Origin of the sequence: Kitasatospora sp. NPDC047058 (genome assembly GCF_040643935.1) — a bacterium.
GTDB lineage: Bacteria > Actinomycetota > Actinomycetes > Streptomycetales > Streptomycetaceae > Kitasatospora.
Window position 1 is genome coordinate 1 of the sequence record NZ_JBEYVJ010000161.1, and the last position, 16,302, is coordinate 16,302.

Genomic DNA, 16,302 nt, shown 5'->3' on the forward strand with positions numbered 1-16,302 from the left:
ATATCCACCCCCAGCCGGCAAAACCCAAGCTTGGCAATGTGTCAGGTTTTCATCAGTGTTGAACTACCTATGCTCCGGCACCGGGATCGGCCGCTTCTCGATCGCCGCCGCCATGACGTCCGGGAAGGCGTCGGGCGTGCAGGCGAACGCCGGGGCCCCGAGCGCGGCCAGCGCCGCGGCGTGCGCGTGGTCGTAGGCCGGGGCACCTTCGTCGGAGAGCGCGAGCAGCGCGATGAACCGGACGCCGGCCGCCTTCATCGCCGCCACCCGCTTGAGCATCCCGTCCCGGATGCCGCCCTCGTAGAGGTCGCTGATCAGCACCACGATCGTCTCGGACGGGCGGGTGATCCTCGACTGGCAGTAGGCGAGCGCCCGGTTGATGTCGGTGCCGCCGCCGAGCCGGGTGGCGAACAGGACGTCCACCGGGTCGGTGAGCTGCTCGGTGAGGTCGACCACCGAGGTGTCGAAGACGACCAGCCGGGTGTCCAGGGACGGCATCGAGGCGAGCACCGCCCCGAAGACGGCCGAGTGCACCACCGAGGGGGCCATCGAGCCGGACTGGTCGATGCAGAGGATGACGTCCTTCCGCACCGCCCGCCGGGCCCGGGCGTAGCCGACCAGCCGCTCGGGGACGACGGTGCCGTGCTCGGGCAGGTGGTTCTTCAGGTTGGCCCGGATGGTGCGGTCCCAGTCGATGTCGCGGTGGCGCGGGCGGCTCACCCGGGCGCTGCGGTCCAGCGCGCCGCCCAGGGTGGCCCGGGTGCGGTCGGCGAGCCGGCGCTCCAGTTCGGCGACCACCGTGCCGACCACGGCGCGGGCGGTCTCCCGGGTGGTCTCGGGCAGGGCGTGCTTGAGCGAGAGCAGGGTGCCGACCAGGTGGACGTCGGGCTCGACGGCCGCGAGCATCTCCGGCTCCAGCAGCAGCCGGTCCAGCCCGAGCCGGGTGATGGCGTCCTGCTGCATCAGCTGGACGACGGTGGCCGGGAAGTAGGTGCGGATGTCGCCCAGCCAGCGCGCCACCTGCGGTGCCGAGCCGCCCAGGCCGGCGCTGCGGCGGCCGCCCTTCCCGGCCCGGCCCTCCTCGGGCGCACCGCGGTACAGCGCGGCGAGCGCGCCGTCCATCGCGGCGTCCCGGCCGCGCAGCGTGCAGCCGGTGCCGTCCGCCTCGCCGCCGAGCACCAGCCGCCAGCGGCGCAGCCGTTCGTCGGCGGCGGGGGTGGTGGTCACTGCCATCGGGTGCTCCTCCGGGGACGAGGGGTGGTCGGACGAGGGGTCAAGCGAGGGGCGGTCGGACGGTAAGTCAAGCGAGAGGCGGTCAGGTGTCGCGGCGGTCGGCCTGTTCGGGGATCCGGGCCGGGCGGCGGGCCGGGGCTGCGGGCCGGACCGGCGCGGCGGGCAGGCCGAGCAGGGTGGCCGCCACCGGCAGGGCGGCGTCGGCGCGGGCGAGGTCCAGCTCGGGGCCGCCGCCCTCGTCGGCGGGCGATTCGGTGCCGAGCGGGCCGGCCGCGACCCGGCTGCCGACGGTGCTCCGGACGCCCGCCTCCAGGGCGGAGAACGTCCGGCGCAGCAGCGGCAGCACGTCGGTGAACGCCCCGGCCGGCACCGCCGTCAGCCAGGTGTCGAGCAGGCCCAGCAGCCGCGGGTCGTGCAGCAGCAGGGCGCCGCCGCCGGTGAGGAAGCCCTCGACCCAGCCGGCCGCGTCCGCCGGGGCGCTGGCGGCCGAGAGGACGAGGCCCATCCGGCGCCCGGCCTCCTCGGAGTCGAGCCGGCCGTCGTCCAGCAGCAGCCGGACGGCCCGGCCGCGCAGCAGGCCGGGGACGCCGGTGGCCGGGCCGCCGGCGGGCTCGCGGCGGGCGAGGGACCGGAGGGTGGCGGCCCAGCGGCCGGCGAGGCCGCCGTCCGGTGCCAGCAGGCCGATCGCGCCGTGCACCTCGTCGAGGTGACCGCGCATCACGGCGGCACCGGCCGCGTCCAGCCCGGTGCAGGCGGGCGGCAGGCCGACGCAGATCCGCTCGGCGAGGCCGGTCGCGACCTCGCCGAGCGCGCCGTCGTCGGTGCCGCGGACGTCGCCGTAGCGCAGCGCGCGGACCAGTGCGGGCAGCGCGCCGGCCAGGTGGGCCACGTCGGTGTCCAGTGCGGCGCAGTCGGCGAGCTCCCGCATCAGCGCGGGCAGGGCGCCGCCGAGGCCGGCCAGCAGGCAGGTCTCCACCAGGCCGGTGAGCTCGGCGAGTTCCACCGCGGCCCGCGCCGTGCCGACGGCCTTGCCGGTGGCCGCGGCCTCGACCGTGGTGCCCCACTGGGAGGCCTCGGCGATCCGGACGGCGAACTCGGGCTGCCAGCAGAGCCGCCAGCTCTCCCGGAACGTGCCGGTCGAGTTCACCGCGGACCGGCCGGGCACGCCCCAGTCGATGCCGAGCAGCCGCAGCCGGTGCAGCAGCCGGGAGCGGGCCGCGTCGGTCTCCCGGCGCAGGTCCAGGTCGAGCTCGCGCGGCCCGGCGTCCGGCTTCAGGCGCAGCGAGCGCTGCAGCCGGGTGAGGTCCCGCTGGAGCGGCACCGCGGGGGCGCCGTCCGGGACCTCGCCCAGCACGTCGCCGATCACCAGCTTGTCCTGCACCAGTGCCAGGGCGACGTCCGAGCCGTCGCACATCACCGAGCGGACGGCGTCCAGCGTCTCGGTCAGCCCGGCCAGCGGGCGGCCGCGCAGCACCGCGAGCGTGCGGGCCAGCCGGACGGCTTCGATGACGTGCGCGGAGGAGACCGGGTGGTCCTCGGCGCGGAGCAGCCCGGCCGCCCTGGCCATCCAGCCGGGCAGCGGGTCCCCCGGCTCGGTGAACAGGTGGTGGTACCAGCCCGGGGAGACGATCCCGGCGCCGTAGCCGCCGGCCAGGGCGAGCCGGCGGTGCGTCCAGGGCACCCAGGTGGCGTCGGTCCGCACCTTCTTCGGCAGGCCGGCCAGCAGCGCCCGGTCGTGGGCGACGGTCGGCATGGCGGCCAGCGCGGGGACGTGGAAGGCGCCGCAGACCACGGCGATCCGCCGGTGCCCGGCCCGCCGGGCGGCCCGGATCCGCTGGCGCATGTACGCCTCCCGCAGGTCGTCCCGCCGGCCGGTGCCGCCGGTCAGCCCCTCCTCGCGCACCGCCGTCATCGCCTCGGCGACCGCGGCGAACGGGGCGAGGGCGTCATCGCCGGGCGAGCGGTGCTCGATGACGTCCTCCCACCAGCGCTCGGGGTCGTCGTGTCCGGCGGCCGCGGCGAGCAGCCCGATCGGATCGGCCCCGGGCTCGCCGTCCTCCCCCGCGCCGGTGTCCGCGTCGTCCGGGGCGAGGGCGTGGGCGGCGGGCAGGTCGATGAAGTGCACCGGCAGGCCGGCGTCCAGCGCGTAGCGGATCGCCACCCACTCGGGGGAGAACCCGGCGTACGGCCAGAACGCGGCCCGGGCCGGGTCGTCCACGGCGTGGACGAGCAGGGCGACCGGCGGCACCATCTCCTTCTCCGCCGCCAGCCCGAGGAGCGGGTCGGCCTCCGGCGGCCCCTCGACCAGCACCGCGTCCGGCTGCAGCCGCTCCAGCGCGGCGGCCACCGCGCGGGCCGAACCGGGGCCGTGGTGCCGGACCCCGAGCAGCGTCACCTCCGACGGACCCATGCGCGTCCTCCCTCCTCGAACCTCGAACCTCGGACTGCGGTGGAGTCAGCGGGCGTTCTCGCGGGCGGCCCGGTAGAAGTCCTTCCAGCCGTCGCGCTCCCGGACCACGCCCTCGACGTACTCGTGCCACACCACCCGGTCGGCCGCCTCGTCCCGGACGACGGCGCCGACCACCCCGGCGGCGACGTCGCCGGCCCGCAGCACGCCGTCCCCGAAGTGCGCGGCCAGCGCCATCCCGTTGGTCACCACCGAGATCGCCTCCGCCGTCGACAGGGTGCCGCTCGGCGACTTGACCTTCGTCCGGCCGTCGGCGGTGATCCCGCTGCGCAGCTCGCGGAAGACGGTGACCACGCGGCGGATCTCCTCGGCGCCGCCGGGCAGTTCGGGCAGCTCCAGCGAGCGGCCGAGCTGGCCGACCCGGCGGGTGACGATGTCGACCTCCTCCTCCAGCGAGCCGGGCAGCGGAAGGACGACGGTGTTGAACCGCCGGCGCAGGGCGCTGGACAGCTCGTTGACGCCGCGGTCCCGGTCGTTGGCGGTGGCGATCAGGTTGAAGCCCCGCACCGCCTGCGTCTCGCCGCCCAGCTCCGGGATCGGCAGGGTCTTCTCCGACAGGATGGTGATCAGACTGTCCTGGACGTCGGCCGGGATGCGGGTCAGCTCCTCGACCCGGGCGATCTTGCCGTCCGCCATCGCCCGCATCAGCGGCGACGGCACCAGCGCCGCCCGGCTCGGGCCGTTGGTGAGCAGCTGCGCGTAGTTCCACCCGTACCGGACGGCCTCCTCCGGTGTGCCCGCCGTGCCCTGCACCAGCAGCGTCGAGTCACCGCTGACCGCGGCCGCGAGGTGCTCCGACACCCAGGTCTTCGCCGTCCCCGGCACGCCGAGCAGCAGCAGCGCCCGGTCGGTCGCGAGCGTGGTCACGGCGACCTCGACGACGCGGCGCGGCCCGATGTACTTGGGCGTGATCACGGTGCCGTCCGGCAGCCCGCCGCCCAGCAGGTAGGTGGCGACGGCCCAGGGCGACAGCCGCCAGCGCTCGGGGCGCGGACGGTCGTCGTGCGCGGCCAGGGCGGCCAGCTCGGCGGCGAAGGCGTCCTCCGCGTGCTGCCGCAGAACGTCGGTCATGGAAGGGCTCCTTCGGGTCGGCCGCCGGACGCCCCCGTGGCGGGCGGCGAGGTGATCGGGGGGAGCCAGACCGGCGTCCCGGCCTGCCACGACCACCCTGCACCGGGGCACTGACAATCCTGACCGGACCTCAGTTCGACCGCCGGGACTGTCAGTCCCCGCGCCTACCGTCGTCGCATGGAGGAACGCTGGAGCACCGAACACGTCCTGTCCCTGGCGCCCGACGCCGCCTCGCAGAAGGCCGCGGGCACGCTCTCCTCGCCCGCCGCCTGGTCGGCCACGGGCACCGACGGCAGCGCGGTCTGGGGCGAGTGCGGGGGCAGCGGGCGGACGCCGTACCGCACGGTGGTCGAACTGGCCACGCCCGCCTACCGGTGCAGCTGCCCGAGCCGGAAGTTCCCCTGCAAGCACGCGCTCGGGCTGCTGCTGCTCTGGAGCGGCGCCCCCGCGGCCGTCCCGGCCGGCGAGCCGTCCGACTGGGCGTCGGAGTGGCTCACCGCCCGGCAGGACGGCGCCGGACGGCGCGCCGCCGGGCCCGGAACGCCCGCCGACCCGGCCGCCGCCCGCCGCCGCGCCGAGAAGCGCTCCGCCCGGGTCGCGGCCGGCGCCGCCGAGCTGAGGCTGCGGCTGGCCGACGGGATCCGCCGGGGCCTGGCCGACCGGTCCACCGCCGGCCCCTGGGAGGAGGTCGCCGCCCGCATGGTCGACGCCCAGGCGCCCGGCCTCGCCACCCGCGTCCGCGAGCTCGACACCACGCCCCAGCACCGCCTCCTGGAGGAGTACGCCATGCTCCACCTGCTCGCCACCGCCGCCACCCGGGTCGACGAGCTGCCCGCCCCGCTGGCCGCCACCGTCCGCGCCCGGGTCGGCTACACCACCGACACCGCCGAGCTGCTGGCCGGCCCCACCGTCCGCGACCGCTGGCACGTCCTCGGCAGCCGCGACACCTCCGACGACCGCCTCACCACCCGCCGGCTCTGGCTCCGCGGCGCCAAGACCGGCCGGCCCGCCCTCCTGCTCGCCTTCGGCCGCCCCGGCCAGGCCCCCGACCTCGCCGTGCCCACCGGCCACCTGCTGGAGGCCGAGCTCGCCTTCCACCCCGGCGCCCGGCCGCTGCGCGCCGCCCTCGGCACCCGGTACGGCGCCCCCGCGCCCGGCCCCGCCGCGCCGCCGCCCGGCCTCACCCCCGCCGAGGCCGTCGCCGCGTACGGCACCGCCGTCGCCGACGACCCCTGGCTCGACTCCTGGCCCACCGTCCTCACCGACGTCGTCCCCGTCCTGACCCCCGAGGGCTGGCACCTCACCGACGGCCGGCACACCCTCCCGGTGCACCGCGCCGCCACCTCCGACGCCGCCCTCTGGCGGCTCGCCGCCGTCTCCACCGGCCGCCCGCTCACCGTCTTCGGCGAGCACGGCCACCAGGGCTTCACCCCGATCACCGCCTGGGCCGCCGGCCACCGCCCGATCACCCTCAGCGCCCCGTGACACCCGGCCGCGCCCGCACCACAACCTCAGGAGCCCACGTGCCCGACCCCTGGGAGTCCCTCCACACCACCGCCCTCCTCGGCACCGACCGCCGCCCCCTCCCGCCGTCGGACCCGGCTGGCGACTCCCCCGCCCACCAGGCCGTAGACCGCACCGACCCGGCCACCGCCCTGCTCGAACTCGCCGCCCTGGAAACGGTCCGCCGCCGCGCGGGCGCCCTGCCCGCGCCCGCCGGAGAGCCGCTCCCCGACCCGGCTCCCGAGGACGGCCGCCCCGAACTCCCCGCCCCCGCCGCCCGCCGGCTCTCCCTGCTGCTCGGCACCCGCGGCAGCGGCGGCGGCACCGCCACCCTCGCCAACCTCACCGAACTGCTGCCCCAGTGGCTCCTCACCGCCCGCGCCCGCGGCCACCGCCCGCCCGCCGCGCTCGTCCCGGCCCTGCTCGACGCCGCCCGCGCCCGCAGCGAACTGCGCCCCGACGCGGTCGCGCTGGCCGGCCCGCTCGGCCGCTGGCTGGCCGCCCGGAACCCCGACTGGCGCTTCGTCCTGCGCACCACCGCCGGGACGCCCGCCGGGCCGGCCGCGCCCGGCGACGACCACCTCTGGCACGAGGGCCTGTTCGCCGAGCGGGTCACCCACCTCACCCTGCTCCGCCGCACCGACCCGGCCGCCGGCCTCGCCCTGCTCCGGAGCACCTGGCCCACCGAACGCGCCGAGGACCGCCTGCTCTTCCTGGACGCCCTGCAGGAGGGCCTCTCCCTCGCCGACGAGCCCTTCCTGGAGGAGGCGCTCGGGGACCGCAGCAAGAACGTCCGCGCCACCGCCGCCGAGCTGCTCTCCACGCTGCCCGGCTCGACCCTGGCCGGCCGGATGGCCGAGCGCGCCCGCGCCGCCGTCCGCCTCGCCGACCGCGGCACCCACCTGCTGGTCACCCCGCCCGCCGCGTGCGACCCGGCGATGCAGCGGGACGGCATACCCCTCAAGTCCCCCACCGGGCGCGGCGAACGGGCCTGGTGGTTCGGCGAGGTGATCGCCGCCGCACCGCTCGCGCTCTGGCAGGCGTCCACCGGGCTGGCCCCCGACCGGCTCCTCGCCCTGCGGGTCGGCGACAGCATCGACGAGACCAACAGCAGCTGGGCCGACGACCTGCGCGAGGCCTGGGCCAGGGCCGCCGTCCGCCAGCAGGACGCCGACTGGGCCCGGGCGCTGCTCGGCCCGGCGCCCGCCCCCGCGCCGGACCACCGCCGGGCCCGCCCGCCGCGGACCACCGGCGCCCCCGCCAAGCTGCTCTCGGTCCTGCCGCCCGCGGAGCGCGCCGCCTGGACGGCCGCGTTCATCGAGGTGCACGGCCTCGGCGAGGCCTTCCAGCTGCTCGGCGCCTGCGCGACGCCGTGGACGCCGCCGCTGTCCACCGCCGTGGTCGCCGCCCTCGCCCGGGCGGCCGCCTCCGGTGCGTACCCGTGGAGCCACAGCGGGGTGCTCGGGATGACCGAGCGCGCACTCGCCCCGGAGACCGCCGACGCGGTCGAGGCGCTGGCCGCCGGCACCGCGCCCGCCACCGCCTGGGCCGAGACCTTCGCCCGGCTGGCCGGCACGCTGCGCTTCCGGGCGGCGATGCTCGCCGAGCTCGGCGCCTGAGCACCCGCGGCCCCGCCCGGGCGGCACGGGCGGCACGGGCGGCACGGGCGGCACGGGCGGCCGGAAAACAGTCGGGCCGGCACCGGGGGCACGCCCCCCGTACCGGCCCGGCGGCAGGTCCTCAGCTCGCGACGCGCAGGTTCGCCTCGACCCAGGCCACCACGTCCCGGGTCGGCGTGCCCGGGGTGAAGATGTCCGCGACGCCCATCGCCTTGAGCTCGACGATGTCCTCGTCCGGGATGATCCCGCCGCAGAAGACCTTGATGTCCTCCGCCTCGCGCTCCTTCAGCAGCTCCAGCACCCGCGCGCAGAGCGTCATGTGCGCGCCGGAGAGGACCGACAGCCCGATGCCGTCCGCGTCCTCCTGGATCGCGGTGTCGACGATCTGCTCGGGCGTCTGGTGCAGGCCGGTGTAGATGACCTCCATACCGGCGTCGCGCAGGGCGCGCGCGATGACCTTGGCGCCGCGGTCGTGACCGTCGAGCCCGGGCTTGGCGACCACCACACGGATCGGCCCTGACACACCCATCACTGCCTCCTGGACTTCGTCGTCCACCACCCCAGACCTCGTCGGGCACGGGCGCGGTTAACCAGCAATAACAAACCTGAGGGGAGGTTAGCGCCACCTGGCCGTGCCGCCCCTCAAGAGGAGGGGAAAATCACAGCTCCACCCCTTGCTACCAGTGGGTATACCCCGGCGGACGCGCTCACAGCCCGCCGACGCCCCTCTTGACATCCGGACTTTTGTCCGGATGTCGGCGTTGCGGCTACAGTCTCGGCAGTTTTCCCCTCGCCCGATGACGTGTCCGAGGCCCACCGAGGAGGCAGCCCCCGATGGCTCCCGACGCCGCCGCCCGCCCGACCAGGGCGGAGCTGCGCCTCGCCGCCCGCGAACAGTCGCGCGCCCAGCGCCGCGACGCCGCCAAGGCCGCCACCCGGACGGCGCTGCTGCGCATCGCCGTGCCGTCGGTGGCCGCGCTCGGGGTGGCCGCCGCGGCCGCCGTCACCGTCCAGGGCGAGGCCGACCAGCAGCGCGCCCAGGCGGCCGGCCTGGTGCCCCGGCAGGCCACGGCCGCCGACGCCCCGGACAACGCTCCCGCCCGGGAGGCCGCCCAGCAGGCCCTCGCCGCCGGCGAGGCCGACCAGGCCTCCCGCGGCGACGCCCGCGAGCCGCTCTCCGGCGCCCAGCCCGGACCGGCCCCCGTGGCGGACGCCGCCCCCGAGGCCCCGAAGGCGCCGGACGGCCCCGTCTTCGTACTGCCGGTCGCCCAGCGCGGCCTGGGCGAGCTCTTCGGCGCGGCCGGCACCCACTGGGCGAAGCTGCACACCGGCATCGACTTCCCGGTCGACGGCGGCACCGAGGTCCGCGCGGTCACCGACGGCACCATCCGCACGCAGTGGAACCCGGCGTACGGCTACATGTCGATCCTGAAGATGTCCGACGGCACCGAGGCCTGGTTCTGCCACCTGCGTTCGTACAAGATCCGCAAGGGGCCCGTGAAGGCCGGCGACGTCATCGCGTTCGTCGGCAGCAGCGGCAACAGCACCGGCCCGCACCTGCACTTCGAGATCCGCCCGGCCGGCGGCGGCCCGGTCGACCCGCTGCCCTGGCTCCTCGCCCACGGCGTCGACCCGCGCTGAACCCCCGGCCCGCGCCGAGCCTGCGGTCCGCGCCGGGAGCACCCCGGCGCGGGCCGCACCCCGCCGACGGCTACAGCTTCTCCACCGGCGCGTACCGCAGCAGCAGCTGCTTGCGCCCCTCCGTCCCGAAGTCGACGGTGGCCTGCGCCTTGTCCCCGACACCGGTGGTGGCGACCACCGTGCCCAGCCCGAAGGTGTCGTGGGTGACCCGGTCGCCGACCGCCAGCGAGACGACGTCCCGCTCGGCCGCCGCGCCGGTCCGCCGCGCCGACTGCCCCCAGCCCGCCTTCGGCTGGGCCGCCGCCCCACCGCGCGCGGAACCGCCGCGCGACGAGCCGCCGGAGGACCTCCCGGCGCCCCAGGACGAGCCGGACGACCCCGAGGAGTACCCGCGCGAGGCCGGCACGGCGACCGCGCCGGTCCGCTTCCACTGCACCAGCGCCTCCGGGATCTCCTCCAGGAACCGCGAGGCCGGGTTGTACGAGGGCTGCCCCCAGGCGCTGCGCAGCACCGAGCGGGTCAGGTAGAGCCGCTCCCGCGCCCGGGTGAGCCCGACGTACGCGAGCCGCCGCTCCTCCTCCAGCTCCTTGACCTGGTTGAGCGCCCGCATGTGCGGGAAGATCCCGTCCTCCATGCCGGTCAGGAAGACCACCGGGAACTCCAGGCCCTTGGCGGTGTGCAGGGTCATCATCGTGATGACGCCCTGCCCCTCCTCGTCCTCGTCCGGGATCTGGTCCGAGTCGGCGACCAGCGCGACCCGCTCCAGGAAGTCGGCCAGCGAGCCGACCGGCGGCGTGCCCTCCTCGCCGGCGTCCGGCCGCTCGCCCGGGTCCTGCTCGTACTCGAGGGCGACCGAGGCGAGCTCCTGGAGGTTCTCCACCCGGGTCTCGTCCTGCGGGTCGGTCGAGGACTGCAGCTCGGCGAGGTAGCCGGTCTCCTCCAGCACCGCCTCCAGCACCGCGGCCGGCCCGGCGCCCGACTCGACGACCTGCCGGAGCCCGGCCATCAGCTGGTTGAACTTCTTCACCGCGTTCGCCGAGCGGGCGGCCATCCCGTACGCCTCGTCGACCCGCTGCAGCGCCTGCGCGAAGGAGATCCGCTCGCGGGAGGCCAGCGCGTCGATCATCGCCTCGGCCCGCTCGCCGATGCCGCGCTTGGGCACGTTGAGGATCCGGCGCAGCGGCACGGTGTCCTCCGGGTTGGAGAGCACCCGCAGGTACGCCAGGACGTCGCGGACCTCCTTGCGCTCGTAGAAGCGCACCCCGCCGACCACCTTGTACGGCAGGCCGACCCGGATGAACACCTCCTCGAACACACGGGACTGCGCGTTGGTCCGGTAGAAGATCGCGACGTCGCCGGGCTTGGCCTCGCCCTTGTCGGTGAGCCGGTCGATCTCGTCGGCGATGAACTGGGCCTCGCCGTGCTCGTCGTCCGCGACGTAGCCGACCACCTGCTCGCCGTGCTCGCCGGCCGTCCACAGCTTCTTCTCGCGGCGGTTGGCGTTGCGCTCGATGACGGCGTTGGCGGCGCTCAGGATGGTCTGGGTGGAGCGGTAGTTCTGCTCCAGCAGGATCGTGGTCGCGTTCGGGTAGTCCTCCTCGAACTGGAGGATGTTGCGGATCGTCGCGCCGCGGAAGGCGTAGATCGACTGGTCCGCGTCACCGACCACGCACAGCTCGGCGGGCGGCACCTCGGCGAGGTGCGCGGCGGCCGGGTTCACGAACTCCCCGTCCGCGGTGCGCTTCGGCGCGGCCGCGACCGAGCCCCCGCTCAGCTCGCGCACCAGCATGTACTGGGCGTGGTTGGTGTCCTGGTACTCGTCGACCAGGATGTGCCGGAACCGGCGCCGGTAGTGCTCCGCGACGTCGGGGAAGGCCTGCAGCAGGTTCACCGTCGTCATGATGATGTCGTCGAAGTCGAGCGCGTTGGCCTCGCGCAGCCGCCGCTGGTAGAGGAAGTACGCCTCGGCGAGCTTCTTCTCCGTCGGGTTGGCGGCCTGGTCGGCGAAGGTCTCCTCGTCGATCAGCTCGTTCTTCAGGTTGCTGATCTTCGCGGTGAAGGACTTCGGCGGGAACTGCTTCGGGTCGAGGTCGAGGTCCCGGCAGACCAGGGACATCAGCCGCTGCGAGTCCGCCGAGTCGTAGATCGAGAACGACGAGGTGAAGCCGAGCAGCTTGGACTCGCGGCGCAGGATCCGCACGCAGGCGCTGTGGAAGGTGGAGACCCACATCGCCCGGGCCCGCGGGCCGACCAGCTGCTCGACGCGCTCGCGCATCTCGCCGGCCGCCTTGTTGGTGAAGGTGATCGCCAGGATCTCGCCCGGCTGCACCCCGCGGGCGCCCAGCAGGTACGCGATCCGGTGGGTCAGCACCCGCGTCTTGCCGGAGCCGGCGCCGGCCACGATGAGCAGCGGCGCGCCCGCGTGCAGCACCGCCTCGCGCTGCGGGTCGTTCATCCCCTCCAGCAGCTGTGCCGGGTCCACCACGGTGCGGGCGGCGCCGTTGCGGTACCAGGCGTCCCGCTCGGCCTCGGCGGCATGGTCGGTGTGGAACAGCCCCGCCGGGATCGCCTCCTCGTACGCGTCGTACGGGACGTCGTCCTCGAACGGCGGCGGCTCCTCCTCGGTGGGCGCGGCGGCGGGCTGCTGCTTCGACCCGGCGGCGGCGGGGGCCTCGAAGCCGGGGAGCGGAAGGTCGTCAAAGAGGCTACTCATGGCACATCGAGTCTATGGCCCCGCACCGACAAGCCCGCCCGGTCACGGAGGACCGGGCGGGCTCGGGGGCGGCGGGGTGCCGGTCAGACCAGGCGGCGGGCGGTGGCCCAGCGGGTCAGCTCGTGCCGGTTGCTCAGCTGGAGCTTGCGCAGCACCGCCGAGACGTGGCTCTCCACCGTCTTCACCGAGATGAACAGCTGCTTGGCGATCTCCTTGTACGCGTAGCCGCGGGCGATCAGCCGCAGCACCTCGCGCTCGCGCTGGGTCAGCCGGTCGAGGTCCTCGTCCACCGGCGGGGTGTCGGTGGCGGCGAAGGCGTCCAGCACGAAGCCGGCCAGCCGGGGCGAGAACACCGCGTCGCCGTCGGCGATCCGGAAGATCGCGTCGACCAGGTCGGTGCCGGTGATGGTCTTGGTGACGTAGCCGCGGGCACCGCCGCGGATCACGCCGATCACGTCCTCGGCCGCGTCGGACACCGAGAGCGCGAGGAACTTGGTCCCGCCCGGCTCCCCCATCAGCCCGGCCGAGCGGCGCAGCACCTCGACCCCGCCGCCGCCGGGCAGGTGGACGTCGAGCAGCACCACGTCGGGCCTGGTCTCGGCCACCACGCGGACCGCCGACTCGACGTCGTCGGCCTCGCCGACCACGTCGATGCCGGTCGTCTCGGTGCGCCCGATCTCGGCCCTCACCCCCGTCCGGAACATCCGGTGGTCGTCGACCAGCACGACCCGCGCGGTACGGTCCGGAGCTGCCTCAGTCATTCGTTCTCTCCATCTCCAGCTCGACCTCGGTGCCGCCGTCCGGCGCGGGCCGCACCCGTGCGGTGCCGCCGTTGCGCTTCATCCGGCCGAGGATCGACTCGCGAACGCCCATCCGGTCCTCGGGCACCGTGTCGGGGTCGAATCCGGGGCCGTGGTCGCGGACGAACACCATCACGGTCCTCCCCTCGACCTCGGCGTAGACCTGGACCGGTCCCCCGCCACCGTACTTGGCCGCGTTGACGGTCGCTTCCCTCGCGGCCTGCATCTGGGCCGTGATCCGCTCGTCCATCGGGCAGTCGCCGACGATGACCAGCTCGACCGGGACGCCGTGCCGGTCCTCGACCTCGGCGACCACCGCGCGCAGGCTCTCCGCCATGGTGTCCGGCGCCTCCTCGGCGGCCGCCTCCGGGCGGTACAGCCACAGGCGCAGCTCGCGCTCCTGGGCCCGGGCGAGCCGGAGCACCTCCTTCGGGTCCTCGGCCCGGCGCTGGATCAGGGTGAGCGTGTGCAGCACCGAGTCGTGGACGTGCGCGGCGATCTCGGCCCGTTCCTGGGCGCGGATGCGGGCGGTCCGCTCGGCGCCGAGGTCCTGCCACATCCGCAGCGCGTACGGGCCGACCAGCACCAGCACGCCGGCCAGCACCGCGAGCGAGGCCTCGATGACCGAGCCGATGGTCGAGCCGCTGCCCTGCATGGCGAGGAAGGCGATGGTGCCGGCCACCACCAGCAGCACGCCCGCGCCGACCCGGGTGTAGGCGCCGCGGCGCTTCTCGCCCTCCTCCAGGCCGAACCAGCGCTGCCAGCGGGAGTCGTCGGCCTGACGCCAGACCAGCGCGACGCCGACGCCGATGGCCAGCAGCGGCCAGGTGTACGGCCGGGCGGTCTGCACGCCGAGCGCGTTCAGCAGGGCGATCAGCCCGATCACGACCATGACCAGCGCGGCCAGCTGCCACAGCCCGCCCTGGCGCTTGGCGGCCGCCGGGACCGGCGCGGTCTCCCCGTCCGGCACCGCGGGCTCGCCCTGCAGCGCGTGCTGCAGCAGCTCGCGGAGCCGGCCGATCCGGCCGCGCCGCTCCTTGCTCAGCTCCGCGCCGGACGCGCCGGAGGCCTGCCAGGACCCGGCCGGCACGAAGGCGCCGTTGACGTACACCCAGCGCGCGCCGCGCTGCGCGGGCTCGCCGATGCCGATCGGCACCACGAACCAGAACGCCGCGTACAGCAGCGCGCCGATCCCCTGGGCGAAGAAGAGCAGCACGAAGGCGATCCGGACCCAGCGGACCGGGAGCCCCAGGTGCACCGCGAGCCCGTGGGCGACGCCGCCGAGCATCCGTCCCTGCGGGCTGCGGTAGAGCCGGCGGTACGGCGGCCGGTCGTCGCCGGGGACGGTGGGATCGGCGCCCGCCGACGGCGGGGCGTCGGGGACGAGCGGACGGGGGTCGGTACCGGGGGCTGCCACGCCACCGATCGTTCCACGCGCGCCGTCCCGGGCGCATCAGGGTCGGTCCCTACCCGTTCTCAGGGACAACTCAGGGTACGGACAGGGCCCGGCCCGGTTGGGCGGGAGTCCCGGAGCCAGCAGGATGGTGGGCATGACCGAAGACCACCTCGTCCGGGAGGCCGGGCCGAGCACCCCGCCGTCGCCGGACCGCCCCCCGCTGAACCGGACCGAGCACCACCGCGTGGTCGCCGGCGTCTGCGGCGGCCTCGGCCGGCACCTGGACATCGACCCGGTGGTCTTCCGCGTGGTGACGGTCGTGCTCTGCCTCTCCGGCGGCCTCGGCCTCTTCCTGTACGGGCTGGCCTGGCTGATCATCCCGACCGAGCCGGTCCCGGACGGCAAGGGCGGCGTCCGGCCGGGCCGGACCGAGCTGCAGCGGGTGCTCACCGGCCGGGTGGACGGCCAGTCGGTCGGCGCGGTGCTGCTGACCGTGATCGGCACCGGCGTCTTCTTCGCCTCGATGGGCGACGGCGACCAGCTGTTCCCGATGCTGCTGCTCGGCGCGCTGGTCTTCCTGGCGGTCCGTTACGACCCCGAGCGCCACCACGCCCGGCAGCGCGGACGCCGGCGCGGCCGGGACCGCCACCAGGACGGCCCGTACGACCGGCACTTCCCCGGGTCGGAGCCGGCCGCCCCGGCCTACTCCTGGTCGCCGACCGACGCCGACACGACGGCCCGCGAGCGGCACGCCCGGGAGCGGGCGGCCGGCACCGTGCCGGCCGACACCCCGCACGCGGGCCCGAGCGGCTACCTCTGGGACCCGCGCCACCCCGAGCGCAACCCGTACGGCGAGACGGGCGCCGCCCCGGGCGGCGCCACCGCGACGCCGCCCGGCGGCCCGGCCCAGCCGTGGTGGCAGCGCACCGACCTGCCGCAGGGCGACCCGCTGCGCAAGAGCGGCCCGGCCGCCCGGCCCCGGCCACCGGTGGTGCGCCACCACGAGCGCTCCCCGCTCGGCGTGATCGGGCTGCTGCTGGCGGTGGGCGCGGCCAGCGCGGTCTGGTCGGCGTCGGCCCACGGCGGCGCCGAGCTGACCGGCGCCGTCCTGGCGACCGCCCTGCTGGTCGTCGGTCTGACGCTGCTGGTCGGCGCGAAGTTCGGCCGCGCCCACAAGCTCGTCGTCCCGGGTCTGCTGCTCACCCTGGCGCTCGCGTTCGCCCACGGCTCGTCGTACTCGGTGCACGACGCGGTCGGCGACCGGGACTGGAAGGCCGTCTCGGCCGCCGAGCTGGAGTCGCGGTACGTGCTCGGGCTCGGCGACGCCCGGCTGGACCTCGGCGGGCTCGACCCGGCCGGCGCCACCCTGCACAGCACCGTCGAGCTCGGCGCCGGCCAGCTGACCGTCGTGGTGCCGCCGGACGTGACGGTGAACCTGGAGACCAAGGCCGGTCTGGGCAACGTCACGGTGCCCGGGGAGGACGAGGTCAGCGGCCACAGCTCCCGCGGCTTCCGGCTGAACCCGGTGAACGGTCAGGCATCGAAGGGCACGCTCGACCTCAAGCTGATGGTCGGGCTCGGAGACATCAAGGTGGTCCGGTCGTGAGGAAGCACCCGCTCGATCTCTTCTCGCTGATCGCAGGAGGGCTGTTCACCGTGATCGCGGTGCTCTACCTGGTGGCGGCGGTGAACGACTTCTCGGTCGACGGACGGATCGTCGTCCCGGTGACCTTCATCGTGCTCGGCCTCGGCGGGCTGGCCGGCGCGGTCGCGGCGATGGCCCGGCGCGGGCGCACCGACTCCGAGGGCTGAGCGCCGCGGCCGGGCCGGTCCGGCCGCGGCGCAGGCCCGGCGGCGGT

General features: G+C 75.8%; 12 protein-coding genes. 5 read left to right on the plus strand and 7 right to left on the minus strand.

From position 1 onward, the window contains the following. Window positions 1–63: 63 nt before the first annotated feature. The 3 genes from ABZ885_RS22895 to ABZ885_RS22905 form a co-directional block, all read right to left on the minus strand. A complete protein-coding gene (locus tag ABZ885_RS22895) occupies window positions 64–1,233 on the minus strand; it encodes a VWA domain-containing protein (RefSeq protein ID WP_360191568.1) in 1,170 nt (389 codons plus the stop codon). An 82-nt stretch (window positions 1,234–1,315) separates the two neighbouring features. Continuing rightward, window positions 1,316–3,643 carry a DUF5682 family protein gene (locus ABZ885_RS22900; RefSeq protein ID WP_360191571.1) on the minus strand — a complete coding sequence of 776 codons (2,328 nt, stop codon included), beginning with the start codon at window positions 3,641–3,643 and terminating at the stop codon, window positions 1,316–1,318. Window positions 3,644–3,688: 45 nt separating this feature from the next. Further along, window positions 3,689–4,771 carry an AAA family ATPase gene (locus tag ABZ885_RS22905; RefSeq protein WP_360191574.1) on the minus strand — a complete coding sequence of 361 codons (1,083 nt, stop codon included), beginning with the start codon at window positions 4,769–4,771 and terminating at the stop codon, window positions 3,689–3,691. A gap of 177 nt (window positions 4,772–4,948) precedes the next feature. Between ABZ885_RS22905 and ABZ885_RS22910 the strand changes: the two genes are divergently transcribed. Both ABZ885_RS22910 and ABZ885_RS22915 read left to right on the plus strand, forming a co-directional pair. After that, window positions 4,949–6,256: an SWIM zinc finger family protein gene (locus tag ABZ885_RS22910; protein ID WP_360191577.1), complete on the plus strand. Its 1,308-nt coding sequence runs from the start codon at window positions 4,949–4,951 to the stop codon at window positions 6,254–6,256. A 38-nt stretch (window positions 6,257–6,294) separates the two neighbouring features. Beyond that, a complete protein-coding gene (locus ABZ885_RS22915; RefSeq protein WP_360191580.1) occupies window positions 6,295–7,893 on the plus strand; it encodes a DUF5691 domain-containing protein in 1,599 nt (532 codons plus the stop codon). Window positions 7,894–8,014: 121 nt separating this feature from the next. On the opposite strand, the gene ABZ885_RS22920 is transcribed toward ABZ885_RS22915, so the two are convergent. Next, window positions 8,015–8,422 (minus strand): cobalamin B12-binding domain-containing protein, encoded by a 408-nt coding sequence (locus ABZ885_RS22920; protein WP_360191583.1) that lies wholly within the window; start codon window positions 8,420–8,422, stop codon window positions 8,015–8,017. A gap of 305 nt (window positions 8,423–8,727) precedes the next feature. Between ABZ885_RS22920 and ABZ885_RS22925 the strand changes: the two genes are divergently transcribed. Beyond that, window positions 8,728–9,534 carry a peptidoglycan DD-metalloendopeptidase family protein gene (locus ABZ885_RS22925; protein WP_360191585.1) on the plus strand — a complete coding sequence of 269 codons (807 nt, stop codon included), beginning with the start codon at window positions 8,728–8,730 and terminating at the stop codon, window positions 9,532–9,534. Between the two features lie 70 nt (window positions 9,535–9,604). Here the strand turns inward: ABZ885_RS22925 and pcrA are convergent, their stop codons facing one another. The 3 genes from pcrA to ABZ885_RS22940 form a co-directional block, all read right to left on the minus strand. Next, on the minus strand, window positions 9,605–12,247 hold the full coding sequence (gene pcrA / locus ABZ885_RS22930) for a DNA helicase PcrA (RefSeq protein ID WP_360191588.1): 2,643 nt from the start codon (window positions 12,245–12,247) through the stop codon (window positions 9,605–9,607). An 83-nt stretch (window positions 12,248–12,330) separates the two neighbouring features. After that, window positions 12,331–13,008: a response regulator transcription factor gene (locus ABZ885_RS22935; protein ID WP_360191591.1), complete on the minus strand. Its 678-nt coding sequence runs from the start codon at window positions 13,006–13,008 to the stop codon at window positions 12,331–12,333. Continuing rightward, window positions 13,001–14,464 carry a PspC domain-containing protein gene (locus ABZ885_RS22940; protein ID WP_360191594.1) on the minus strand — a complete coding sequence of 488 codons (1,464 nt, stop codon included), beginning with the start codon at window positions 14,462–14,464 and terminating at the stop codon, window positions 13,001–13,003. The genes ABZ885_RS22935 and ABZ885_RS22940 overlap by 8 nt, the downstream gene beginning before the upstream one ends. Before the next feature lie 133 nt (window positions 14,465–14,597). Between ABZ885_RS22940 and ABZ885_RS22945 the strand changes: the two genes are divergently transcribed. Both ABZ885_RS22945 and ABZ885_RS22950 read left to right on the plus strand, forming a co-directional pair. Next, window positions 14,598–16,049, plus strand: coding sequence for a PspC domain-containing protein (locus tag ABZ885_RS22945; RefSeq protein ID WP_360191597.1), 1,452 nt, complete (start codon window positions 14,598–14,600; stop codon window positions 16,047–16,049). Further along, the gene (locus ABZ885_RS22950; RefSeq protein WP_360191600.1) at window positions 16,046–16,255 is read left to right on the plus strand and encodes a hypothetical protein; all 210 of its coding nucleotides are present in this window, start codon (window positions 16,046–16,048) and stop codon (window positions 16,253–16,255) included. Before ABZ885_RS22945 ends, ABZ885_RS22950 begins: the two co-directional genes overlap by 4 nt. Window positions 16,256–16,302 lie beyond the last annotated feature (47 nt).